Raw genomic sequence first — 21,654 nt, 5'->3', positions numbered from 1 at the left:
CTTCCGTCGCGCCCGCTCCATTTTGGCGAGGATCCGAACCCGGACGGTCGACATTGGCGAGGCCCTCCCTGAGCCGTCTCTGACACTCCGTTTCTGACAGACCGAAACCGTTCCCGCGCTGGGAAAGCTGCAAGGCTTTTCCCGGGCCGGGAAACCTTTGCCCGAGGCGAACATGTCCCGACCCATTTCCGACGCCTGGTTCAACCGCGTGAAATCCGCCACCCGCGACCTCGTCCAGGCCTGCGGTGGTGTTGTTCGCGCCGGCGAGATCTCGCACAACTCCAAATCGGAGGTCTCGCGCTGGCAGACGGCCACCGACGAGGCGATCATTCCGCTCCCATCCGTCCTGGTGCTCGAGGCGGATTGCGGACTGCCACTCGTGACGACCGTCATGGCGGATCTGGGCGGTCGCCGGCTTGAAGGGCCGTCCGAGCAGGCGGGCAGCGCCACCGCCGTTCTCGGCCACTATGCCGAGACGATGCGCGCCGCCTCCGAGCTGATGGCCTCGACCGCCGCAGCCCTAGCCGATGGCAAGATCACCGGCGCGGAACTGGAAATCCTCGATCGCAATGCGGGTGCGCTGGAGCGCGCGGCAGCTGGGCTGCGGTTCGGCATCGCCAGCGCCAAGGGCGGCTCGGCTCTCAAGGTCGTGGGCGAAGATGCGCGTTGACCCTCCCGCTCTCGACGCCCGCCGCGACCACCTCTGGAAGGTGATCGGCACGATCGCCCTTTGGCTCACTGGCGCCACCGCCGTGTCCCTGACCGGGGCGAAAATCCTCTCCACCACCATCGAATGGATCAAGTCATGACTTGGATGCAGACGCGCTCCGGCCTCGCCGTCGATCTTGCGAGGCCGGATCTCTCGGCGATCGACATCATGGTCGATATCGCCATCCCGCTTTCGCTGACCAACCGTTTTGCCGGCCATACAGCGCGGCTCGACTGTGGAGGATTCTCGACCGCCCAGCATTCCTATCTGGGTGCGGACGCCGTGCTGCAGGAAACCGGCGGCGACACAGACGCGGCGCTGGCCTTCCTGCTGCATGATGCGCATGAGGCCTTCATCGGCGACCCGACGCTGCCTTTCGTCGATGCCCTCGACCGGATCGCGATCGACCGGCTGGGCCGGCCGGTCAACGGCATCATCCGCAGCACGCTCAAGATCCTGAAGGCCGGGCTGGATGCCGAGATTTATAGACGGCTCGGGCTCTCCTGGCCGCTCTCGCCCTATCATCACGGCATCGTCGCCGACATGGACCTGCGCATGCTTCGGCGGGAGCGCGACGAGCTGATGGGCGCGCCGCCCGAGCGCTGGGCCAACAATGTCGAGACTGCCGCGCCGATCCGCAGCCTTGAAGGCTGGGACTTTTTCCGCGGCGGCAACCGAAACGACGTTGCGCGTGAATGGATGTCTCGTCTTCGCGCCTGGCACCCGCGCAATGTCGAGGCTCGCAGCACGGGAGGTGAGCCGTGGCTGAGCCCGTCCTGACGCTCGATCTCTTCGTGCATGGCCGCTCCGACCGCGCCGTCCAGCTCTCGCGGGACGGCGACCGGCGCAACGCGGTCTGGGTCGCGCTCGTCCATCTCGACGTCGCCATGGCCGGAGACAAGCGGGCGATCGTCACCATCCCGCGCTGGCAGGCCGAGCAGGAAGCCTTGGTGACGCCACCTGCCGAAGCCGGTCAGAGCGAGCTTTTCGGAGGCGCATCGTGAGCGAGCACGAAGACACTTACGATCCCTATGCGACCGGCCGCGTGCGGCCCGGCAAGGCGCTCAAGCCCGGTGCCGAAGAGAGCGAGCCCCAAATAAACGGTATCGCCGCCGCGCAACTGCGCTCGATCGTCGAGCGGATCGAGCGCCTCGAGGAAGAAAAGAAGGCGATCGCCGACGACATCAAGGCCGTCTACGGCGAGGCCAAGGCCAACGGCTACGACACCAAGACTCTGCGCAAGGTCGTCGCACTCCGCAAGAAGGACGCCAACGAGCGCGAGGAGGAAGAAGCGATCCTCGAACTCTACAAGAACGCGCTGGGGATGGTCTGATGGCGATCGCCTTTCTTCCACCGCCCTTGTCTTGGCTGCCTGGCGACGCGCCGACGCCGGTGGGCCAGCTGCCGTTTCACCCGCTTGCCAATCTCTTTCCGCTGATCGAGGGCGAGGCGTTCGACGACCTCATGGCCGACATCGCGGCGAATGGCCTGCAGGAACCGATCGAGCTTCTCGACGGGGCTATCCTTGACGGGCGCAATCGCTATCGCGCCGCCCTCGTCGTCGGGGCCACGATCCACACGCGCCAGTTCCGAGGCAGCGACCCTCTCGCCTATGTGATTTCGAAGAACCTGCATCGTCGGCAGCTTTCGCAGAGCCAGCGGGCGCTCGTCGCCGCGCGCGTCGCCACGATGCGCCAAGGCGAGCGCACGGACTTGGCCGAACCTTCCGCAAATTTGCGGAAAGTCAGCCAAGGCGAGGCGGCGCGCGTGGCCAATGTCTCCGACCGAAGCGTCACCACGGCGCGCGAAGTCCTTTCGCATGGTGCTGCCGAACTGGTTGCGGCGGTCGATGGCGGCCGGATCTCGGTCTCGGCAGCGGCGGACATCGCCTCGCTGCCGCTGGCCGAGCAGAGGCGCATCGTTGACAGCGTTGACCCGCGCGCTCTCGGCGCAGCGATCAAGCGGCTGCGGGATACGAAGACGGCGGACAAGAAGGCGAAACGCGCCCGGCGTGAGGCGGCTCTTGCCGGAAAGCAGCGCGCATTGCCGAACAAGCGGTTCGGCGTCGTCTATGCCGATCCGGAGTGGCAGTTCGAGACCTACAGCCGCGAAACCGGCCTGGATCGCGCCGCCGACAATCACTATCCGACGACGCCAACCAACGACATCGTTTTGCGTCCTGTCGGTGACATCGCCGCGTCCGATTCCGTGCTGTTCCTTTGGGCGACCGCGCCCATGATCAAGGCCGCGCTACGCGTCCTGGAACATTGGGGTTTCGAATACAAAGCCCAATTCATCTGGGAGAAAGACAAGCTCAGCACCGGCTACTGGAACCGTAACATGCACGAGCTGCTGCTCGTCGGCACGCGCGGCAACGTGCCGGCGCCGGCGATGGGCGAGCAGTGGCCCTCCGTGATCAAGGCGCCCGTCGGCGAGCATTCCGCGAAGCCGGAGATCTTCGCCGAATTGATCGAAGCCTATTATCCGAACCTGCCCAAGATCGAATTAAACGCCCGTCGCGCGCGGCCGGGCTGGGACGTCTGGGGCCTGGAAGCGCCGGAGACGTCAGCATGACGGCCGCCCGCTCAATCAACCAGTGTGTCCAGTGGAACGGCGAGGGCGCGGGCGATGGCCTTGAGCGTCTCGGTCGAGCCGGCCTTCTTGCCGGTCTCGATATCCGCGATGTAGCCCTGCGTCACGCCCGCAGCGGCCGCCAGTCCGGTCTGGGTCATCCCGCGGTGCTTGCGGATCGCGCGGACGGGCGTCTCGCCAGCCTCGATCGCCGTCCAGACATCTTCGGGCAGAGCGATATCCGCACCGGCTGCAATGGCGGCATCGCTCTCCGCGATAATGGTCGCCGTCATGCGATCCTCGGCGCCCTCGTCGCCGGAGCGCGCCATCAGGGCGTCATAGTCGCGACGGGACAGGACGACGATCTCGTCGCTGATGAAGTGGGGCTTACCCATGATGGGTTCCTTTCAACGGTAGATTTCGCGGCGATGACCGAGGGCACGGACCTCGATCATATCGGCGGTTTCGACAAAGATCACGCGGTAGTCGCCGACCCGCAGGCGGGAGCCGACTTCGCCGACCAGCTTCTTGACGTCGCCTTCACCCGTCTCGGCCAACCGAGCCAGCCGGGCTTCGACCTGTGCGCGCACATCTGCCGGGAGTTTCCGGAGAGCGCGGCGGGCGTAGGAGGTGTAAGCGAGCGTTTTCATGTCTCCTTTATAGCCAATAGCGATATCGCTGACAACAGGAAAAATAGCAAATTGCGATATTTTGCATGGGGGGATGTCCCATGTCGGTAGATGTGAGGATTCGCATCAGCGACCGGGCCTGGCGGCTTATGAGCCGGGCGGCGCGTGAGCATGATGTCTCGCTGCCGGAGCACCTGCGCCTTGTGATCGAGGCCGATGCTGCCGTGTATGCGGTCGAGGACAGCGATCGCAGCTCTGCGGGCCCTATTTCCACGCAACTGCGCCCGCGCCGCTGGCGACAGGTCGTCATGATGCCGCACGAACCGACACGGAGCGTCACAGCTGCGTTCTTCGGTGATCCGCTGCCGGGACGCAGCGCTCTCGACCAGAAAAAGGTGCAGGTATGAGCGGCCCGCGCTATTCGATCATTCACGGCGACGCCGCTACGGATCCGCGCCTGAAGGGCAAGGCTCTGCAGGTGCTCTGCATCCTCGGTCGGCACACGGATCGCGGCGGCTGGTGCTCACGCAGCCAGGTGAAGATGGCCGCCCAGCTCCAGTGCGCCCGATCGACCATCCAAGCCGCCATTTCCATCCTCGTCGAGTGCGGATACGTGCAGCAGCAGGAACGTTTTCATCCGAACAATGGCAAGCGTTCGCATGAATATCGTGTGCTGCTCGACGACAAACGCCCGGCCGAATTCATCAATAGCGTTAATGATTTGGATGAGGACAGCGACGACGACTTGACCGATGCTGCACACCCCCATGCCGGTTTACCGGCATCCCCCATGCCGACCCAGAACCGGCATAGGGATGCCGGTCCAGAACCGGCATCCATTAGAACGACCCCTTCTAATAACGACCTGGAGAGAGATGCGCGCTCGCCTCTGGGCTCTGGATCGGAAATTCGCAGGAAGCTCGATGCTGGGGCAGAGCGCGCCGCTCTTGCCGAGGCGGCACGAGCCGATGAGGCGTTCATGTCTCAGTTTCGGCAATGGCCGAAGCAAGACAACGACAACATCGTCCGCTCGCATGGGAGCTGGCAGCGGCTCTCCGAGGCGGATCGGGCCGCTGCGAGTGCGGCAGTTCCCGTGTTCATCGCAAAGCTGCGCATCGACAAGGCTCACTGCCGCTTCTTCACCTTCATCGAAGAGCGCAAGTGGCTCGATCTGGCCGCGAAGACGGGCAGCGTTTCGGCGAGCGGGACGCTGCTTCCGATCGAGCCTGGTACCGATCTCTGGTGGGCCATCTTCTGGCGGCGCTGGAAGAACGGCGAGCGGGTCAAGTTCATGTTCGATCAAGCTTTTCCCATCGGGGCCCAGCCGCGACAGGGGGTTGGCGTGCCGGCTGGTGCCGTACCGAAGCCAGACGAGGTGTCGGCGCTCGTCACCATCGCCGTGCGCGATCAGGCTGGCGCCGTAACGGCGGAGTTCCGTGCCTGGGCCGATCGCATGTCGAAGGATCTCGTGTTCCGGTTCAACGCGAACGACCTGCACATGCCCTTCATCAAGGTGCCGAGCGAGTGGCCACCTGGCCGCGACGGCCACAGGATGGCGGCGACAGGCGAAGAGGCAAGACAATGACGATGGCAAACGCGAGGCTCACGATGAACGACAAGATCTGGCGGGTGGGCGATATCGTCGAGCCTGCAGTGCATGGTCGGTCGCAGGCGTCGTTCGTGCCGGGCTCCTCTGGCTGGTACATCGTCTATGTGGCGGGCGGCGACAGCCGTGCGACGATGGCTCTGGAGAGGCGCGGCTATACGGTCTATCGGCCGATGGTGCAGCGATGGGTTCCGGTGAAGCGGCGAGGGGGTCTTCGGGCGGATCGCACGCAGTCGAAGCTGCGCAAGGGCAAGGTATGGCGCAAGCCCGAGCCCACCCTGCAGCGAATCAGCGTGCCGCTCTATCCGCAATACGTGTTCGTCGCGATCGATCCGCGGCGGGGAACGTGGTGGGATCTGACGGAGATCCCGGGGGTCGCGGCGGTCATTCGGCACAATAGCAGCGAGGTCGTGCGGCTGGCCGACGACGTGATATCCTGCATGAAGGGCATCGAAGAACGGGGCACGCTCGATGAGGCAAAGCCAGCTAAGACCTTGAAGCCAAAGGCAGGAACCAAGATCCGGGTTGTTTCGGGTCCCTTTGCATCCTTGGCTGGGCTGGTGGTCAATGGAGGCGACCCTGTGACTGTCATCTGCGAGGTGTTCGTGTTCGGCGGCAGCACGCCGGTTTCCATGCCACTTGACCACATCGAGGTTCTGGCATAGCGAATTGGGGCGGACGAGAGTGACTGGAACACCATCGCAGCCCTAGGCTCTGAGCGAGGTCGGTCCCCCCGGAAGACGGCACAAACCGTTCTTCACCAGAGACGAAGTATGGCCCGGATGCAGATGTGCAGACCGGGCTTTCGTTTGTCTGGTGGCACAGCAGTAGCTAGTTGCGCTATCGCTGCTGGTTGGGGGGTATTATCTCTTTTCACAACTGAAGGTTTGTCTTACGTCACGGAAGCGAGGGCAGGACGGATTGGGCTGGGTCTGCCGCTCGACGTAGGAGAGATGAGATGCTGAAATACGCAATAGTCGCATTCCTCATGACGAGCACAGCAGCGATCGCTGCGGATGACACCTTCACCGATACGTCCGACTTCGGGCACATCACCTGCATGAGCCCGAGCGGAGACGAAATCAAAGAATCGAAGACGTTTCGCGCCACGAACGACAGATTTTTTAAGAAGTCGTCTATCACAGTAGGTGTTCATTCGGGATGGGCACCGAAGAAGCATGGATGTGATCTGCAAGGCGTCGAAGAGACTGAGATAACCGTTCAGTCGGAGGCTGGTCCAATCCAAGTTCCCGTCGTCACAGCGTTTACGATTTATGCCTACGCGGATTGCGGCACCAACATAGCCCAATACGCAGGAAAGACCGCAGCGATAGCTTGCACAACAAGCGCCATTACTTCGAAGTTTAGTCATAAATAAAGGCGCCATCCATCCGACAAATTCAGGCCCGGATGCAGAGATGCAGGCCGGGCCTTTTCATGTCTAGAGGTACGATGCCTGTGCGCCCGCCGACCTTTCGACCGACCGGTTCCGCCTCTCATCTCAACGCCAAGCGGGACTATGACCACCTTCGGGGCAGCGCTCGGAAACGAGGCTACACCTCGGCATGGGATCGGGCAGCGCTGGCGTTCAAGGCCGAGTATCCGATCTGCCTCGGCTGTCTTGCTGTTGGCCATGTCGAGCCGTCAACAACCGTCGATCATATCCGCCCCCATAGGGGCGATGACGCGCTGATGTGGGATCGGGCCAATTGGCAGTCGTGCTGCACATGGCACCACAACGTGGTGAAGCAGCTGCTCGAAAGCAGGCATGGGCGCGGAGAGATCTCGGTCGGTGACCTTCGCCTCGACAGCCCAACCGCTGTCGCGCTCACCCGAAGCCTACGTCGAGGGGGTGGGGGGGTCTGAAGTCTGGGGCGAAGGGGCGCCGGACCGCTTGGGGGGCACCTGTTTTTCCCCGCAGAAATCGGCGCAACTTTTTTTTATGGAGACCGCCGGTGCGTGGACGTCGCCCAGATATCGCAACCCAAGACGAGAAGGGGAATCCGGGCAAACGCAGGAAGGCCAAGCCGTCGATCAACGACAGGATCAAGATCCTGGCAGAGGCGCCTCCAGCTTCGTCCGATGCTTTGTCGCCGCCCCTTCTGTTCGGCCTCGACGAGTTTGCAGGCGCCGTCCAGATCTGGAACGAGTACGTGCCGGAGCTTCGCCGCCGAAATGTTCTCGACCGCCTCGACCGACATTCGATGGCGATGTTCTGCTACTACCTGGATCGCTTCTGGTCGGCGGTGAAGCGGTTGGCCCAAGACGGTGAAACGCAGCGCGTTCGCACCACGTCCGGCGGCTACCGCATCCATGATCACCCGGCCGTGGCGCATCGTGACGATGCCGCCAAGATCGTCATGGACCTTTCGGTTCGCTTCGGCTTCACGCCACTCGATCGCTACAAGCTGATCCGAGAGATGGTGGGAACGGGTGCGCCGGCAGGTCAGTTGTTCGGCGACAATCCGGGCCACGGCAAGGATCACGCGGAACAGCCCTCCGAAGAGTTGTCGGACGCCAATTCCATCGCTGGCTTTGCTCGTCGCAATTCATCGATGCCGAACTGAGCCATGGCGGCGATCGTCCGTCCGCCATGGGTGCAACAGGCGGAAGAGTACGCCTTCGTCGGTCGAGAATGGGATCGATCGGCTGCCGTGCCTGGTGCTTGGTTCGACAGCGCTTTGGCCGATCGAATGGTCGAGATGTGGCCCAAGTGGTTCCGCCACACCGAGGGCCGTTGGGGCGGGAAGCCCTTCCATCTGACGAAGTGGCAGGCGTGCATCGTTCGCCTGCTGTTCGGATGGAAGCTAGAGGACGGCTTTCGCCTTTACCGACGGCTGCTGCTCTGGATTGCCCGCAAGAACGGCAAGAGCGAATTCCTGGCCTCGTTGGCTCTGGCGTTCTTTCTCGTCGACGGAGAGTTTGGTGGGCAGGCCTACGCCTTTGCCTCTTCGGAGGCGCAGGCCCGGATCGTGTTCGAGAAGGCGAAGACGATGACGACGCTGTCGCCGGATCTCATGCGAGAGATCACGGTCGGCGCCGATACCCTCTTCGTCCAGTCGCTGCGGGCCAAGTTCGTTCCGCTGTCGGGTAAGGCCGTCGGAAAGCATGGCCTCTCCGCATCCGTTGCTGTCGGCGACGAAATGCACGAGTGGCGCGACGGCGAGCTGCTGAACACGCTGCATCAGTCGACCTCGGCGAGAGACCAGCCGATCGAACTGCTGGCGTCGACTGCCGGTCTCAAAGGGCGCGGCTACGGAGAGATTCTGTTCGACGAAAGTCGCAGGATCGAGCGCGCCGAGGGCGGTGCGGATGCGGTTTCTACCGTCGATACGCTTGTCGTTATTTTCGCCGCCGAGCCCGACGATGACTGGCAGGATGAGGCCGTTTGGTACAAAGCCAATCCGAACCTCGGAGTCTCGCCCACGTTGCGATTCCTGCGCGACGAATGCGCTAAGGCGAAAGACTCGCCGCGCCTCGAGGCAGACTTCAAACGGTACTATTTGAACCAGTGGATCGGTACGGCGGATCGGTGGATTCCCCTCGATCGATGGGATGCAGGGGCGCCGGATAAGCAGCGCTGGAAGGTCATCGAAGAGCAGATGCTGGCTCGGACTGACCGGACCTGCTTCGGCGGCCTCGATCTCTCGTCGACAAGCGATCTGACCGCCTTGGTATGGATCTTTCCTCCTGTCGAGGGGGACGAGCGGTGGGTGGTGCTGCCGCGTTTGTGGGTGCCGGCCGATAACATCGAGCTTCGAGCTCGTCGCGATCGCGTCGCCTACGACACATGGGCGAAAATCGGCGCAATTCGAACGACGGACGGCAACAGCGTCGATTATCCAACCATCCGGGCTCAGGTGCTTGCCGATGGTGAAGTCTTCGATGTTCGCAAGCTGGCCGTCGATCGCCTGTTCCAAGGCCATGAGACAGGCGTGGCGTTAGCCGAACAGGGATTGCCGGTCGAGTTCTTCGGTCAAGGCTTCGTGTCGATGTCCCAGCCGTCGAAGGATTTCGAGCGCTTGGCGCTGTCCAGCCTTCTTGATGCTGGCGGGCACCCCTGCATGCGCTGGCAGGTTGACCATGTGGCCTATGTCCAGGACGACGCCGGCAACATCAAACCTTCGAAAAAGAAGGCGGCCGAGAAGATCGACGGCATTGTCGCGCTGATCATGGCGCTCGGCATGGCCTTCCAGCCGGGCGGTGGACCTTCGGTCTACGAATCGCACGGCATCCGAATGATCTGAGGGAGCGGCAATGCGATTGCCAACCATCCGCCAATCTGCAGCCGCGGCGTCGGCTCCTGGTGAGCCGTTGGCGACGCGGCAGTCGCCGCCCTTCGCCCAGGCAGCCGGCTATATGACGCTCGAGGACCCGCGACTTGTGGAGTTCATGCGTTTTGGTGGTGACGTGTCCGCCACCGGTATCACGGTCAATGTTGACCGGGCGCTCAAGAACACAGCGATGTTTCGGGCGGTCAGCCTGATCAGCTACTCGATTGGCATGCTGCCGCTTCAGCTCATAGACGAAGCGACCAAAAAGAAGGCGACAGGACACCCGCTCTACCGCGTCCTGCACCGCCGTCCCAATGGTTGGCAGTCCGCCTTCGACTTTCGCACCCTCATGCAGTTGCGCGCCCTGGTGAAGGGCAACGGATACGCTCTCGTCGTCCGATCGGTGGATGTGCGGACCGGTAAGACGAAGATCGGTCAGCTCGTGCCGCTGGATCCAGATCGGGTACAGCTGAAGCAATTGGATGATTGGTCGGTGGTTTACGACTACCAGCCAAAGACCGGTGGTCTGCGACGCTACCCGCAATCCGACATCCTGCATCTGCGAGGCCTGTCTGTAGATGGACTGACGGGGTTGTCGGTGGTCAAGCAGGCGGCAGAGGCGATCGGTCTTGCCTTGGCTGCTGAATTGGCCGCCGGGCGTCTGTTCAAAAATGGTACGTTCGTCGGCGGGGCGCTGACGCATCCCGGCAAGCTGTCCGATCCAGCGTTTGAGCGCCTGAGAGCCAGTTTGGCGGAGAAAGAGGGCGCGGAGAACGCGGGCAAGAACTTCATCCTTGAAGAGGGCATGAAGTACGAAACCCTATCCACGACGGCCCGTGACGCTCAGCTCGCCGATATCCGCAAGATGCAGGTCGAGGAAATCGGCCGCGCCACTGGTGTTCCTCGGCCCCTGCTTATGGTCGACGACACCTCATGGGGTTCGGGCATCGAGGCGTTGGGGCGGTTCTTCGTTCAGTTCGCGCTCGGCCCGTGGTTTGAGGCCTGGCAACAGGCGGGCGAGCGCATCCTGCTGACGGAGGAAGAGCAGGACCTCTATTCGATCAAGTTCAACCCTGCCGCCCTGTTGCGCGGGTCGATGAAGGATCAGGCCGACTATTTCGCGAAGGCTCTGGGTTCCGGCGGATCGCCTGCCTGGATGAAGGCCAACGAAGTTCGCGACACGCTCGACATGCCTCGCGACGCTGGCGGGGATGTTCTCAATCCCGGGTCGAGTATGGCCGGCCACAACGGCGGCCCGCCGCTGGAAGAAGAAGAGCAGCCACCCACCAAGCGTTCCGCACGCAAGGATGAAATCGATGACGACGAAGATGCCTAGCCGCCGCGTCATGGCGATGGCCCGGCCCGGCGCAATGCCGTTGCCAGTCCGTCAGGACGTGCATGCTTTTACAAAGCCACAGGTCTTTGAGCAGTGGGGAGCAGACGCGGCTGGCGTTCGCGCCATTGAGCGCGGTGACAACATCATCACAATGTTTGACACGGTCGGCGAAGACTTCTGGTCCGGCGGCGGTATCACGGCCAAAAAGGTTGCTTCCCAGCTCCGCGCCATCGGTGATCGGCCAATCGAGATCCAGATCAATTCGCCGGGTGGCGACATGTTCGAGGGGATCGCGATCTACAATGTCCTGCGCGAGCACCCGCAGGGTATCACCATCAAGGTCATGGGCATGGCGGCGTCGGCGGCCTCGATTATCGCGATGGCCGGTGACCGAATCGAGATCGGCGCTGCCTCATTCTTGATGATTCACAATTGCTGGGTCATGGCCGTCGGCAACCGGCATGACATGGCCGAGACTGCGGAATGGCTGGCGCCTTTCGACCAGGCCATGGTCGATCTCTATGCAGCGCGGTCGGGGCAAAAGGCTGCGGATATCGCGAAATGGATGGACGCCGAAACCTTCATGTCGGGATCTCAAGCGATCGAGCGGGGCTTCGCTGAGGCCCTGCTTTCCGCGGATCAGATGACGGTGGACGAAGACGCGCAGGCGAGCGATCGCAGCGTCAACGAATTGCGGGCAATGGAGCTACAGCTCTGCTGCTCCGGCATGTCGCGCACCGACGCTCGGGCGCGCATCAACAAGATCAAGGGCACGCCGGGCGCTGCCATTGAGAACGCCACGCCGGGCGCTGGCGACGACTGGTCGGGGCTCTCGGCCCTGCTTTCTGCCTTCCGAACCTAACCCTTTTCTTCGCACTGGAGACCCTCATGCGAACCCTTGCTTTCGCGGCGCTTTTCGCTGCCGCGGCGATCGCCTGCGTCTATGCGTTTTCGCCCGACGTCGCGCTCGCCTCCCATTTTGTCCGTCTTACCGCGCCGATCATGGCCTGCGTGATGCTGCCGGCCAGCACCATGAAGACGGACCTCGTCGCAGGCACGGCGCTGCGCCCGGTGCCGCGGGCGGTCACCAGTATGGGCGTCCGGGCGGACGTGAATGACCCGAAGAAGATGCTGGCTGAGCTGCACTCGGCGTTCGAAGCCTTCAAAGCCGAGAACGACAAGGCGCTGAAGGCCAAGGTCGATGACGTCGTCATGACCGAGAAGATCGGCCGCATCGACGCTGCGGTTGACGGCTTCCAGAAGATCATCGACGACCTCAACGCCAAGATCGCCGCCCAGGCCGCAGGTGGCGGCGTCATCGGCGATATCCCGCCGGATCCGGAATATCTGGCAGCGTTCAAGGCGCATATGCGCAAGGGCACGGTGGAAGCAGCTCTGACCAAGGGCACCGACGCCGATGGCGGCTACCTGGCGCCGGTCGAGTGGGATCGCTCCATCACCGGCAAGCTCAAGCAAGTGTCGCCCATCCGCGCCAATGCTCGCGTGATCTCGATCACGGCGGCCGGCTTCAAGAAGCTGTTCACCGATCGCTCGATTGCTTCCGGCTGGGTGGGTGAGACCGCCGCCCGGCCTGAGACGGCTGGTCCGGGTTTTGGCCAGCTCGACTTTACGCCGGGCGAGATCTACGCAAACCCGGCTATCTCGCAGCAGCTGCTTGATGATGCCGCCATCGACCTCGAGCAGTGGCTCGCGGACGAAGTCGATACCGAGTTTGCACGCCAGGAAGGCATCGCATTCCTGTCTGGCAACGGCGTCAACAAGCCCTTCGGCATTCTTACCTATGTCGCGGGTGCGGCCAACGCCGCCAAGCATCCGTGGGGCGCGATCCCGGTCGTCAACAGCGGCGCGGCGGCGCTGCTCACTGCAGATGGCTTTATCGACCTGTTCTATTCGCTGCCCAGCGAATATCGGGCCAATGCCAAGCTCTACACCGCTCGCGGTTCGCAAGCTGCAATGCGCAAGCTGAAGGACGGGCAGAACAATTATCTCTGGCAGCCGTCTTATGCGGCAGGCCAGCCGGCCACTCTCGGCGGCGAAACCATCGTGGACATCCCCGACATGCCGGCCGTCGCCGCTGGCGCCATCGCTGCGCTCTACGGCGACATGGGTTCGAGCTTCCTGGTGGTCGATCGGGTTGGCATCCGTGTCCTGCGCGACCCCTATACCAACAAGCCCTACGTCCACTTCTACACGACGAAGCGTGTCGGCGGCGGGCTGTTCAATCCGGAGCCGATGCGGGCTCTGAAGGTCGCCGCAAACTCCTAAGCGCAGGCAGCGAACGATGGCGGGCCACCCCGGCCCGCCTTCCATTCCCCTCGAAACATGGAGGCCATGATGGTCAAGAAAGACCCCAACGCTGGAAGCGATGCGGAACAGAAGGGCGACAGTGATGTCGCCGCGCCGGTCCGCGATCAGGACCGCATCGACTTCAACGATCCGACCCTTTCGGGCGCCGAGGCCGTCGCGAAGAACCTCGAAGAGCAGTCGAAGGACTGAACCATGACCGTCGTCGTCATCACGCCGCCTGCGCCGCTGCTCTCGCCGGCGGACATTCCGGGACCGCATGCGGCTGATGACGCGACGGTTGCGGCTCTTATTCAGGCCGCGACCGAACAGATTGACGGCCCTGATGGCTGGCTTCGTAGAGCCATTGGTCCGCAGGTATTGGAGATGCGGGGCTATTTCGGCCGCGAGTATCTGCAGCTGCCCTATCCGCCGCTGATCGAGATCGTCGAGGTTGCTCACACTGCTGCCGATGGCGTGGAACACCTCCTAGATCCTACTGAGTATCAAAAGCGCGACGGTGGGCTGTCGTTCAAGCCGGGCGCCGGCTGGGTCCGCAGCCATGTATGCGGGCGCATTCGCTATCGTGCGGGTTTTGATGGCCGATCCCCGGCCGATGGTGGCACCGGTCCTGTGCCTGAGCGTGTCCGCCAGGCCGTCGTTTTGGCGGTGCGACAGTTGCAGGCGGCAGGCGTTGAGAATCTGTTCCTGCGGTCGGAAGAGATCGAGGGCGTCGGCTCGACGCAGTACGTCGTATCCGAGGCGGCGGGCGCGGTGATCACGCGAGCGATCGATGGCCTCCTGTCGGGCTTGAGGATCCCCCGCGTATGACGCCCGCAATTGCTATTGCGATTCTGGATCGAACGATTTCCAGGCACGGTCAAACCGTGCTGCTGCGCCGCGGCAACACGGAACTCACCGTCCGCGCCTTTGTGCGCGACTTCCGGCCCGACGAAATTGTCGGCGGCATCGCGCAGGGTGACAGCAACGTAGTCCTTTCGCCGACCCAGATTGCCGGCACGCCCTTCGTTGAATCCATCCTGCGCAACGATAAGGTCGTGATCCGAGGGCGTGTGCGGAATGTGCAGTCCGCCGATCCCATCCTGATCGCGGACCAGCTCGTGCGGATCAACCTGCAGGTGCGCGGCTGATGGTGATCTCGTCGCGGATCGACTCGATCGAGCGTGACATCGCCGTCATGCTCGACGAGACGCTTTCGCCGGAGGCTCGCAGTATCGAGCTGGCGGCGTTCGCGAGGCAGCAACTTGCCGAGGCGCAGCGGATCAATCAGCAGGCGCTCGGTGTGGTGCCGCCGCATGACACCTTCGTCGACGGCAAGGCGGGCGCCGCGATTGAGACGGTCCGGCCTGACGGTGTCGTCGTGTTCGAGTTTGAGATGCTGCAGGATATCTTCGCCCAGATCGGCTCGATGCTCCGGCAGGCCTCGCCGGTGCGGACGGGTCGCTATGCGCGCTCGTTCCTGTTCTTGGCTGATGGCGCAGTGGTTGATCCGGGCGCCGCCGTGCCGCCGGCATCGGAATACGTCTTCGTCAATTCGGTTCCCTATGCCCGCAAGATTGAACAGGGGCTTTCGCCTTTGGCTCCCGACGGCGTCTTCCATGCAGTTGCGGCGATCGCCTCGAGGCGCTTCTCCAATCTCGCATCGATCAGATTTACTACCGTCGTGCTGCAGGCCGGCATGATTGACGAGTGGGCCAAAACCGCAACGGCACTTCGTCTTGCGCGACGGAACAAGCGCCGTAAGTCGCCGGCCGAATGGCTACGCCGCCAGCCGGCCATCGTTATCAGGACGCACTGACATGCCGATGCAACAGGTGGTCGCCGCGGTCGAGGCCCGGCTCGCTTCCGGCTGGACGCTTTGCCCGGTCCGAGGCTTTGCCGACGACAATGGCGACACGCCGGATGATGCCTCGGCCTTTCTCACGGTCCAGTACCCGGTCGCGATGTCTGACCAGATCACGGTCGGCGCGCCGGGCGCCAACGTCTTCCGGGAGGAAGGTGCTTTCCGGCTGGTGTTGGCGATGCCGCGGACGATGCAAGGGCGATTGCTCGCCCTGATCTGGACCGACGAGCTGGCGAAGCTGTTCCGCAGCAAGCAGTTCGGCGCCAGCGCCGACTTCATGGGCGTGACGACCTATGCGCCCACGTCCCCGTCGATCGAGGACGACACCGACAACGGCAACTATCTCCTGCTCTCGATCGCCGTTCCCTACCAGGCCGACCTGCTCGGCTAACCACTTTCCCTGACGGAGACGTTTCATGGCCGACCTTCAGTCGACGAACCGCGTTGCCCTCGCCAAGGTCCGTGAAACGGTCTTCGGCGTCACCCCTGCCAATCCCGCGTTCAAGAGCATCCGCCAGACCTCGTCCGGTCTCGCGGCGAGCCCGCAGACCGAGACCTCGGCCGAGATCCGGCCGGACCGGCAGGTGACCGACCTGATCCTGGTCGGCATGCAGGCCGGCGGCGATATCGGCGGCGAGCTGTCGTTTCGCTCGGTCGACGACGACTTCGAGGAAGCGCTGCAGGGCACCTGGGCGAGCAAGTCGGCGATCGAGGTCGCCACACTCGACACCGAGATCTCCGACGTCACGGCCACCACGCTGACCGTCGCGGCAGGGCTCGGGACGCCATTCAAGGCCAACCACCTGGTGCTGCTGACCGGCCTGCCGACGGCCGCCAACAACAAGGTGGCAAAGGTCACCTCGGCCACCGGCACCACCATCGTGTTCCCGGCCGCGACCTTCACGATCGAGACGGCGCCGATTCCCGTCGGTGCTGCGGCCCGCGTCGTGGGCTTCGCTGGCGCCGCGGCCGATATCGCCGCGGTCACGGTCGGCGGGAACGCACTGACGTCGACGGCTCTCGACTTTACCACGCTCGGTCTGCATGTCGGCGAATGGATCCTGATCGGCGGCACGGCGGCGAGCAGCTTCTTCGCCACCGCCGGCACGAACGGCTGGGCGCGGATCGCGGCCATTAGCGCCAACCGCCTGGCGCTCGACAACACGCCGGCCGGTTTCGCGGCGGACGCCGGCACCGGCAAGCTGATCGAGATCTACACTGGCGACTTCCTCGTCAACGGCTCGACCAAGCGCTCGAATACGATCGAGCGGCAGTACCTCGACCACTCCCCGCCGACCTTCGAATATCTGCGCGGCCAAACGCTCGACCGGCTCTCGGTCAACGCCCCCGCCCAGAAGATCGCCACCTATTCGAAGGCCTATGTCGGTTCGGATGCAGCGGTCCAATCGGCGCGGATCGCCGGCGCCACCGATGTCCCGGCGCCGACCTATCCGGTGCTCAACACCTCGTCGAATGTCGGCCGCATCGGCTTCGGCGGCTCGTCGCTTCTCGGTCCGAACTTCGTCATGTCGGCCCAGTTCGAGATCAACAACAACCTGCGCCGCCAGAACGCCGTCGCGTCGATCGGTGCTGTCGGCATCGGCAATGGCGAGTTCTCGGTCACAGGCACGCTGGAAACCTATTTCGGCGACGCGTCGGTCTACCAGAAGGTCATCAACAACACGCTGACTGCCTTCGATATGCGGCTCGGCCGACCGGAGGGCAACAAGGAAGCGCTGCTGTTCGATTTCCCGTCCATCAAGCTGTCGGGCGGTTCGCCCGGCGTCTCCGGCAAGAATGCCGACGTGATGCTTTCGGCCGGCTTCACCGCGATCATGGATGCCGTCAAGGGCTACACCATGAGCGTGGGTCGATTCTGGTTCTTGCCATAGCGTTGGCCGATCGCGGTCGAACGTCTGCCTTCGGGTGCATCTTTTCGGCGAGAGCCATCTGATCCCGCTCTATCTGCATAGGCCTGACGGGGATGCTTCGGCAGGCTTCCTTTTCAATCTGAGACGTGGCGCTTTGATTTGCCCGCAGCCTTTCAAAAGCAGTCCGCCCTTCTCGCCAGCCGTTCGCCCAGAAAAAGGCGATCAACGTGATGCACGCGATGGCAAATATTGCGTTGAGCATCTTCCCTCCGGTTCCCAGAAAGTTTGCCCATGAGACTTACAAATCTCAAGATCGACTCCGCGAAGCTCGAGCAGGGCGACTGGGTCGGCGACATCCCCGGCCTTGGCGACATTCGCCTGTTGGTGCGCGGCCTCGGCAATGACGACTATCGCCGTCGCCAGGCCGAGCTTACCGCCGCGCTGCCGCGCCACCTGCGCAAGGAGCCTGCGGAGCAGGACAAGGTGGCGAACACCCTGATCGTCGAGACGTTGCTCGAGGGCTGGGAAAAGGTCGAAGGCGACGACGGCAAGCCGCTGCCGTTCTCGCGGGAAGCCGTACTGGCGATCCTCTCCGACCCCGACATGCGTGCCTTCAACGACGGTGTGATCTGGGCGGCGTCGGTCGTCAGTGAACGGCGCAAGGCGGATCTCGACGCCGACGTGGGAAAGTCCAAGCGGCCCTGAACTGGCATCTCCAGTACGGGGCGCACGCCGACGCGATCGCCGCCGCCGCCCATGACAGCGGCGTTCCAATGGCCGACCTGCCTTTTCTGGCCAACCGCGAGGATCCAGACGAAGCCGTGCGCTTCGCCTGGGATGCCTTCTGGCACCTGACCACGGATCGGCCGGTGGGCTTTGCCACCGGGCCGATACCCTGGACCGCTGTCGATCGCTACGCCGCCCGCCATCAAATCGACAGCACGGACTCCTTCGAGCGCTTCCTTGCCCTGATCCGGGCGATGGATGGCACCTATCTCGACCACCTCGAGCAAGCCCGGAAAGACAAACCCGACAATGGCCAGCCTTGAAGCCATCCGCCAGTTGACGATCCGGGGCCGATCGGAAGGCCTGGACAAGGTCGCGGCTGATCTGCGTCTGGTCGACACGGCCCAGAAGCAGGTGGCCGCGTCATCCGGGCCGCTGGCGACGGTTACCGATACGGTTGCCAAGAAAGTGACGTCGTCCGCCGGCGCCTATGACCGTCTGCGCCAGTCGATCGATCTCGACTATCGCGCCCAGCTGCAGATGGAGAAAGGCCAGCGGACGATCAATGCGGCGCTAGAGCAGGGCGTGATCGACGCGCAGGGCGCCGCCAACGCCATCGACATGCTGACGGCGCGCTATGCCCGCCTGCATGGGGCCATGAACGTCAGCGTATCGCCCGGTCAGCTGATCGGGGCGCAGGAATCGGGCGCGTCGGCCAGCGCCAGCGCGGCAGCCTTCGCGGCCGAGCTGGATCGGCTCGACCAGGTCGCCGTTTTGAAGGCGCAGCAGATCGGCCAGAATTTCAACCAGGCTCTGAGCACGAGCTTCGCCACGACGGGCAAGTCCGCCCGCGACAGCGCTTCCGTGTTCGAGGATGTCGCCCGTGCCGAGGATCGGATGGCGCGGGAGGCGGCGCAGCTGCGCGCCCAGCTCAACCCGCTCGGCGCGGCGCTCGACCAGCTCAACAACGAACTGGCGCAATATTCTCGTCTGGCGGATGCCGGCGCCATATCCGCCACCGAGCTGACGCAGGCGCAGGCGATGGCGCGTGCGCGCTATGACGACACCGCCGGTTCGCTCACCCGCATGGGCGGCACCAGCAAGCTGGCCGCGCATGAGGTGACGAACCTCACCTATCAGCTCAATGATATCGCGACCGGCCTCGCCACCGGCCAGTCGCCCTTCATGATCCTGGCGCAGCAAAGCGGCCAGGTCTCGCAGATCTTCGGCAATCGAGGGATCCGCACGGCGCTTGTCGGCACATTCCAGGGCTTGGCGTCGATGATCACGCCGGTGACGCTCGGCATGGCCGCGCTGGCCGCGGGCGGCTATGCCGCCAGCCTCGTCTTCAGGAAGATGCGCGGCGATTCCGAAAGCCTCGAGGATGTGCTGAAGCGGCACCAGACCGTGATCCAGACGCTGAAGGCCAGCTATGGCGACGCCGCACCGAAGCTCGAGGCATTCGCAGCCGAGGGCCGGAATGTCGCGGACGCTCTGGCGAGGATCCAGCGCATTGATCTGGAAACCCAGCTTCGGAAAACGGCTGAAGCCGCTCGCATCGGTTTCGGAGATCTAGCTCGCGGCGCCAGCGGCGGCGGCTTTGCCATAGCCGACCAGTTCAAGGCGCTCGAGGGGCCGCTGAACCGGTTCTTCGAAAGCGTGCGCTCGGGACAGCCGGACGTGCGGAAGCTGCGTTCGGAGGTCGCCAATCTGGCCAATCTGGATCCGACCAACGAGGCGCTGGGCAAATCCGTCAAGAAGCTGATGGAGATCACCGACACGGCCAACCATGCACAGGGATCGCTCATGGGCCTGACGGGCGGGTTTGATGCCGCCGGCTCTGCGGCGCGCCGAAATCAGACCAGCCTCGACAACTACGCCAACGCGCTGAAGACCATCTCGCAGATCGCCTTGCCGCAGCTTTCCGACCTAGAGCAGGTCGATAGGGCGCTGGAAACGGCGATTGGCAGCACCGCGAGCGCTGCGGACCGGGCGGCCGCGATCAGCCTGGCCAACGAAGCGCGCCAGCGCATCGCCGACAGTAAGGTGCCGCTGCCGCGCGCGAAGCCGAACTATCTCGGCGCCAACCCCGACGGCAGTTACGGCGCTGCAGCCGGCAAGGCGGCCGAGCGGGAGGCCAACGCCTACCGCGACCTGATCAAGAACGCGAACGACAGGATCGGCCAGCTGCAGGTCGAGATCCAGACGGTCGGCATGGCCGAAGCGGCGGCGGAGAAATACCGCATGCAGCAGGAGCTTCTGGCGAGCGCGACCGACAAGGGGCGCGAGGTTTCCGAGCCCATGCGGGCGGAGATCGAAAAGATCGCCAACGAGTACGCCGACCTCGCTGAGCAGGTCGCGAAAGCTCGCCTGCAACAGGATCTGCTGTTCGACCGCCGCCAGCTCGGACGCTCCTCGATCGACCAGACCGTCGCGTCGGCGCTTCGCGGTGCCGGCTTGCCGGAGGATCTGAACTCGACCGAGGCGCAGATGATCCGCCTCAACGAACAGCTGTCGATCGGCAAGGGCATGGCGATGGATTTCGCGTCCAGCTTCATCTCGGGTCTGCGCGACGGTCAGACGGTTCTCGAGTCGTTTGGCAATGCGCTCAACCGAATCGCCGACAAACTGATCGAGATGGCCACGGATCAGCTGATTAGCGGTCTGTTCGGCAACCTGATGGGTGCTTTTGGCGGAGGCGGCGCAGCCGCGATTACCGGCGGCCTGTTCGCGAACGGCGCGGCTTTCTCAGGCGGCAACGTCATTCCATTTGCGAAAGGCGGTGTTGTCAGCGGGCCGACGACGTTCCCGATGTCAGGCGGACGCACCGGTCTTATGGGCGAGGATGGCAGCGAGGCGGTTGTTCCGTTGCGGCGCACGTCGGCGGGCCGGCTCGGCATCGAAGCTGTTGGCGGCGGTGGCGGACAGGGCGGCAACGTCGTCCATTTCGCGCCGACGACGTCGATCATCGTCCAGGGCGGTGCCGATAAGGACACGCTGGCCCAGCTCAAAAGCGAACTCGACCGGCGCGACCGGGCCATCAAGGCGGAGCTGCCGGGCCTGGTCACCAAGGCGCAGGTGCGCGGTCAGTTCCAGGGGCGCGGCTGATGGCGAACACGGACCTGATGGCCACGCTCGTCGTCGCCAGCGTGAAGTTCAGTCTCAGCTATGGGCAGGAAACCTCCGGCCAGGCCGGCGGCACGATCCGCGTCGCGGACCTGCGCTCCCCGCTCTGGACGATGGAGGCCGAGTGCTCGACGCTCAACCTCGACCAGTTGCTCGACATCGAGACGCTGATCGACCAGATGGGCGGCGCGAAGGGCAGCTTCTATGCCTGGGATCCGCGCCGGCCCTATCCGAAGCTCGATCCCGATGGGTCGGCGCTCGGCGCGAGCGCAGTCAAGATCAATAGTCTGGGCGGGGACAATCGCAGCCTGTCGCTGAAGGGGCTTCCTGCAGGCTATGGGATGTCTCGCGGCGACACCCTGGCGTTCGACTTCGGCGCCGGCAGGAGGGCGCTGCACCGGGTTGCCGCCGCCTCTGCGATCGCCAATGGCGGCGGCGTCACGTCGGTGTTCGAGGTAGTGCCGAATATCCGGCCGGGTGCCGCCTTGAACGCCGATGTTATCCTGAAGCGACCGGCGGCTGAGATGCGGCTGGTGCCGGGGTCTTTCAACGGCAATGCGGAAGGCCTGATCGGCTCGATGTCCTTGCAAGCGGTGCAGGTGGTGTGATGTACCTTGCTTGATCAGGCAATTGCATGA

General features: G+C 63.8%; 27 protein-coding genes. 25 read left to right on the top strand and 2 right to left on the bottom strand.

Annotated elements, in window-relative coordinates:
- Positions 1-172 precede the first annotated feature (172 nt).
- The 6 genes from OSH10_RS08490 to OSH10_RS08465 all read left to right on the top strand — a co-directional run bounded on the left by OSH10_RS08490 (position 173) and on the right by OSH10_RS08465 (position 3,283).
- A complete protein-coding gene (locus OSH10_RS08490) occupies positions 173-670 on the top strand; it encodes a hypothetical protein (protein WP_266331281.1) in 498 nt (165 codons plus the stop codon).
- Positions 660-809: a hypothetical protein gene (locus OSH10_RS08485; RefSeq protein WP_266331280.1), complete on the top strand. Its 150-nt coding sequence runs from the start codon at positions 660-662 to the stop codon at positions 807-809. Before OSH10_RS08490 ends, OSH10_RS08485 begins: the two co-directional genes overlap by 11 nt.
- Positions 806-1,489, top strand: a complete 684-nt coding sequence (locus OSH10_RS08480) for a hypothetical protein (protein ID WP_266331279.1) — start codon at positions 806-808, stop codon at positions 1,487-1,489. Before OSH10_RS08485 ends, OSH10_RS08480 begins: the two co-directional genes overlap by 4 nt.
- On the top strand, positions 1,471-1,713 hold the full coding sequence (locus tag OSH10_RS08475; RefSeq protein WP_266331278.1) for a hypothetical protein: 243 nt from the start codon (positions 1,471-1,473) through the stop codon (positions 1,711-1,713). Before OSH10_RS08480 ends, OSH10_RS08475 begins: the two co-directional genes overlap by 19 nt.
- 92 nt (positions 1,714-1,805) lie before the next feature.
- On the top strand, positions 1,806-2,042 hold the full coding sequence (locus tag OSH10_RS08470; RefSeq protein WP_266331767.1) for a DUF2312 domain-containing protein: 237 nt from the start codon (positions 1,806-1,808) through the stop codon (positions 2,040-2,042).
- Entirely contained in the window at positions 2,042-3,283 is a 1,242-nt protein-coding gene (locus OSH10_RS08465; RefSeq protein WP_266331277.1) for an MT-A70 family methyltransferase, read from the top strand. The genes OSH10_RS08470 and OSH10_RS08465 overlap by 1 nt, the downstream gene beginning before the upstream one ends.
- An 11-nt stretch (positions 3,284-3,294) precedes the next feature.
- On the opposite strand, the gene OSH10_RS08460 is transcribed toward OSH10_RS08465, so the two are convergent.
- Both OSH10_RS08460 and OSH10_RS08455 read right to left on the bottom strand, forming a co-directional pair.
- A complete protein-coding gene (locus OSH10_RS08460; RefSeq protein WP_266331275.1) occupies positions 3,295-3,675 on the bottom strand; it encodes a helix-turn-helix domain-containing protein in 381 nt (126 codons plus the stop codon).
- 12 nt (positions 3,676-3,687) lie between these two features.
- Positions 3,688-3,930 carry a type II toxin-antitoxin system RelE family toxin gene (locus OSH10_RS08455; protein ID WP_266331274.1) on the bottom strand — a complete coding sequence of 81 codons (243 nt, stop codon included), beginning with the start codon at positions 3,928-3,930 and terminating at the stop codon, positions 3,688-3,690.
- A gap of 80 nt (positions 3,931-4,010) precedes the next feature.
- On the opposite strand from OSH10_RS08455, the gene OSH10_RS08450 reads away from it, so the two are divergent.
- From OSH10_RS08450 to OSH10_RS08360, 19 genes are all read left to right on the top strand, one after another.
- Entirely contained in the window at positions 4,011-4,316 is a 306-nt protein-coding gene (locus tag OSH10_RS08450) for a hypothetical protein (RefSeq protein WP_266331273.1), read from the top strand.
- Entirely contained in the window at positions 4,313-5,494 is a 1,182-nt protein-coding gene (locus OSH10_RS08445) for a helix-turn-helix domain-containing protein (protein WP_266331272.1), read from the top strand. Before OSH10_RS08450 ends, OSH10_RS08445 begins: the two co-directional genes overlap by 4 nt.
- Before the next feature lie 23 nt (positions 5,495-5,517).
- Positions 5,518-6,180, top strand: a complete 663-nt coding sequence (gene nusG, locus OSH10_RS08440) for a transcription termination/antitermination protein NusG (protein WP_266331271.1) — start codon at positions 5,518-5,520, stop codon at positions 6,178-6,180.
- A gap of 293 nt (positions 6,181-6,473) precedes the next feature.
- Positions 6,474-6,893 carry a hypothetical protein gene (locus tag OSH10_RS08435; protein ID WP_266331270.1) on the top strand — a complete coding sequence of 140 codons (420 nt, stop codon included), beginning with the start codon at positions 6,474-6,476 and terminating at the stop codon, positions 6,891-6,893.
- 577 nt (positions 6,894-7,470) lie between these two features.
- Positions 7,471-8,082: a phage terminase small subunit P27 family gene (locus OSH10_RS08430; protein WP_266331269.1), complete on the top strand. Its 612-nt coding sequence runs from the start codon at positions 7,471-7,473 to the stop codon at positions 8,080-8,082.
- Positions 8,083-8,085: 3 nt separating this feature from the next.
- Positions 8,086-9,762 (top strand): terminase large subunit, encoded by a 1,677-nt coding sequence (locus tag OSH10_RS08425; RefSeq protein ID WP_266331268.1) that lies wholly within the window; start codon positions 8,086-8,088, stop codon positions 9,760-9,762.
- Positions 9,763-9,772: 10 nt separating this feature from the next.
- Positions 9,773-11,125 (top strand): phage portal protein, encoded by a 1,353-nt coding sequence (locus tag OSH10_RS08420; protein WP_266331267.1) that lies wholly within the window; start codon positions 9,773-9,775, stop codon positions 11,123-11,125.
- A complete protein-coding gene (locus OSH10_RS08415) occupies positions 11,106-11,987 on the top strand; it encodes a head maturation protease, ClpP-related (protein ID WP_266331266.1) in 882 nt (293 codons plus the stop codon). The genes OSH10_RS08420 and OSH10_RS08415 overlap by 20 nt, the downstream gene beginning before the upstream one ends.
- A gap of 26 nt (positions 11,988-12,013) precedes the next feature.
- A complete protein-coding gene (locus OSH10_RS08410) occupies positions 12,014-13,411 on the top strand; it encodes a phage major capsid protein (RefSeq protein ID WP_266331265.1) in 1,398 nt (465 codons plus the stop codon).
- Positions 13,412-13,480: 69 nt separating this feature from the next.
- Positions 13,481-13,642 carry a hypothetical protein gene (locus OSH10_RS08405; protein ID WP_266331264.1) on the top strand — a complete coding sequence of 54 codons (162 nt, stop codon included), beginning with the start codon at positions 13,481-13,483 and terminating at the stop codon, positions 13,640-13,642.
- Between the two features lie 3 nt (positions 13,643-13,645).
- Positions 13,646-14,260 carry a hypothetical protein gene (locus tag OSH10_RS08400; protein WP_266331263.1) on the top strand — a complete coding sequence of 205 codons (615 nt, stop codon included), beginning with the start codon at positions 13,646-13,648 and terminating at the stop codon, positions 14,258-14,260.
- Positions 14,257-14,580, top strand: coding sequence for a hypothetical protein (locus tag OSH10_RS08395; RefSeq protein WP_266331262.1), 324 nt, complete (start codon positions 14,257-14,259; stop codon positions 14,578-14,580). Before OSH10_RS08400 ends, OSH10_RS08395 begins: the two co-directional genes overlap by 4 nt.
- Entirely contained in the window at positions 14,580-15,248 is a 669-nt protein-coding gene (locus OSH10_RS08390; protein ID WP_266331261.1) for a hypothetical protein, read from the top strand. The genes OSH10_RS08395 and OSH10_RS08390 overlap by 1 nt, the downstream gene beginning before the upstream one ends.
- 1 nt (position 15,249) lies before the next feature.
- Positions 15,250-15,684 (top strand): phage tail terminator-like protein, encoded by a 435-nt coding sequence (locus OSH10_RS08385; RefSeq protein WP_266331260.1) that lies wholly within the window; start codon positions 15,250-15,252, stop codon positions 15,682-15,684.
- Positions 15,685-15,709: 25 nt separating this feature from the next.
- Positions 15,710-17,185, top strand: a complete 1,476-nt coding sequence (locus OSH10_RS08380) for a phage tail tube protein (RefSeq protein ID WP_266331259.1) — start codon at positions 15,710-15,712, stop codon at positions 17,183-17,185.
- Positions 17,186-17,455: 270 nt separating this feature from the next.
- A complete protein-coding gene (locus OSH10_RS08375; RefSeq protein WP_266331258.1) occupies positions 17,456-17,869 on the top strand; it encodes a hypothetical protein in 414 nt (137 codons plus the stop codon).
- A 68-nt stretch (positions 17,870-17,937) separates the two neighbouring features.
- A complete protein-coding gene (locus OSH10_RS08370) occupies positions 17,938-18,213 on the top strand; it encodes a phage tail assembly chaperone (RefSeq protein ID WP_266331257.1) in 276 nt (91 codons plus the stop codon).
- Positions 18,200-20,998 (top strand): phage tail length tape measure family protein, encoded by a 2,799-nt coding sequence (locus OSH10_RS08365; RefSeq protein WP_266331256.1) that lies wholly within the window; start codon positions 18,200-18,202, stop codon positions 20,996-20,998. Before OSH10_RS08370 ends, OSH10_RS08365 begins: the two co-directional genes overlap by 14 nt.
- Positions 20,998-21,624 carry a hypothetical protein gene (locus OSH10_RS08360; RefSeq protein WP_266331255.1) on the top strand — a complete coding sequence of 209 codons (627 nt, stop codon included), beginning with the start codon at positions 20,998-21,000 and terminating at the stop codon, positions 21,622-21,624. Before OSH10_RS08365 ends, OSH10_RS08360 begins: the two co-directional genes overlap by 1 nt.
- Positions 21,625-21,654: the final 30 nt, after the last annotated feature.

The organism is Kaistia defluvii (assembly GCF_026343955.1).
Classification (GTDB): Bacteria; Pseudomonadota; Alphaproteobacteria; order Rhizobiales; family Kaistiaceae; genus Kaistia; species Kaistia defluvii.
This window is presented reverse-complemented; position numbering and strand designations above follow the sequence as displayed.

Excerpts from the sequence above, each read along its gene's own strand:
- OSH10_RS08490 (WP_266331281.1), top strand. The coding sequence starts at position 173 with ATGTCCCGACCCATTTCCGACGCCTGGTTCAACCGCGTGAAATCCGCC.
- OSH10_RS08485 (WP_266331280.1), top strand. The coding sequence starts at position 660 with ATGCGCGTTGACCCTCCCGCTCTCGACGCCCGCCGCGACCACCTCTGG.
- OSH10_RS08480 (WP_266331279.1), top strand. The coding sequence starts at position 806 with ATGACTTGGATGCAGACGCGCTCCGGCCTCGCCGTCGATCTTGCGAGG.
- OSH10_RS08465 (WP_266331277.1), top strand. The coding sequence starts at position 2,042 with ATGGCGATCGCCTTTCTTCCACCGCCCTTGTCTTGGCTGCCTGGCGAC.
- OSH10_RS08460 (WP_266331275.1), bottom strand. The coding sequence starts at position 3,675 with ATGGGTAAGCCCCACTTCATCAGCGACGAGATCGTCGTCCTGTCCCGT.
- OSH10_RS08455 (WP_266331274.1), bottom strand. The coding sequence starts at position 3,930 with ATGAAAACGCTCGCTTACACCTCCTACGCCCGCCGCGCTCTCCGGAAA.
- OSH10_RS08450 (WP_266331273.1), top strand. The coding sequence starts at position 4,011 with ATGTCGGTAGATGTGAGGATTCGCATCAGCGACCGGGCCTGGCGGCTT.
- OSH10_RS08445 (WP_266331272.1), top strand. The coding sequence starts at position 4,313 with ATGAGCGGCCCGCGCTATTCGATCATTCACGGCGACGCCGCTACGGAT.
- nusG (WP_266331271.1), top strand. The coding sequence starts at position 5,518 with ATGAACGACAAGATCTGGCGGGTGGGCGATATCGTCGAGCCTGCAGTG.
- OSH10_RS08435 (WP_266331270.1), top strand. The coding sequence starts at position 6,474 with ATGCTGAAATACGCAATAGTCGCATTCCTCATGACGAGCACAGCAGCG.
- OSH10_RS08425 (WP_266331268.1), top strand. The coding sequence starts at position 8,086 with ATGGCGGCGATCGTCCGTCCGCCATGGGTGCAACAGGCGGAAGAGTAC.
- OSH10_RS08420 (WP_266331267.1), top strand. The coding sequence starts at position 9,773 with ATGCGATTGCCAACCATCCGCCAATCTGCAGCCGCGGCGTCGGCTCCT.
- OSH10_RS08415 (WP_266331266.1), top strand. The coding sequence starts at position 11,106 with ATGACGACGAAGATGCCTAGCCGCCGCGTCATGGCGATGGCCCGGCCC.
- OSH10_RS08410 (WP_266331265.1), top strand. The coding sequence starts at position 12,014 with ATGCGAACCCTTGCTTTCGCGGCGCTTTTCGCTGCCGCGGCGATCGCC.
- OSH10_RS08405 (WP_266331264.1), top strand. The coding sequence starts at position 13,481 with ATGGTCAAGAAAGACCCCAACGCTGGAAGCGATGCGGAACAGAAGGGC.
- OSH10_RS08400 (WP_266331263.1), top strand. The coding sequence starts at position 13,646 with ATGACCGTCGTCGTCATCACGCCGCCTGCGCCGCTGCTCTCGCCGGCG.
- OSH10_RS08395 (WP_266331262.1), top strand. The coding sequence starts at position 14,257 with ATGACGCCCGCAATTGCTATTGCGATTCTGGATCGAACGATTTCCAGG.
- OSH10_RS08390 (WP_266331261.1), top strand. The coding sequence starts at position 14,580 with ATGGTGATCTCGTCGCGGATCGACTCGATCGAGCGTGACATCGCCGTC.
- OSH10_RS08385 (WP_266331260.1), top strand. The coding sequence starts at position 15,250 with ATGCCGATGCAACAGGTGGTCGCCGCGGTCGAGGCCCGGCTCGCTTCC.
- OSH10_RS08380 (WP_266331259.1), top strand. The coding sequence starts at position 15,710 with ATGGCCGACCTTCAGTCGACGAACCGCGTTGCCCTCGCCAAGGTCCGT.
- OSH10_RS08375 (WP_266331258.1), top strand. The coding sequence starts at position 17,456 with ATGAGACTTACAAATCTCAAGATCGACTCCGCGAAGCTCGAGCAGGGC.
- OSH10_RS08370 (WP_266331257.1), top strand. The coding sequence starts at position 17,938 with ATGGCCGACCTGCCTTTTCTGGCCAACCGCGAGGATCCAGACGAAGCC.
- OSH10_RS08365 (WP_266331256.1), top strand. The coding sequence starts at position 18,200 with ATGGCCAGCCTTGAAGCCATCCGCCAGTTGACGATCCGGGGCCGATCG.
- OSH10_RS08360 (WP_266331255.1), top strand. The coding sequence starts at position 20,998 with ATGGCGAACACGGACCTGATGGCCACGCTCGTCGTCGCCAGCGTGAAG.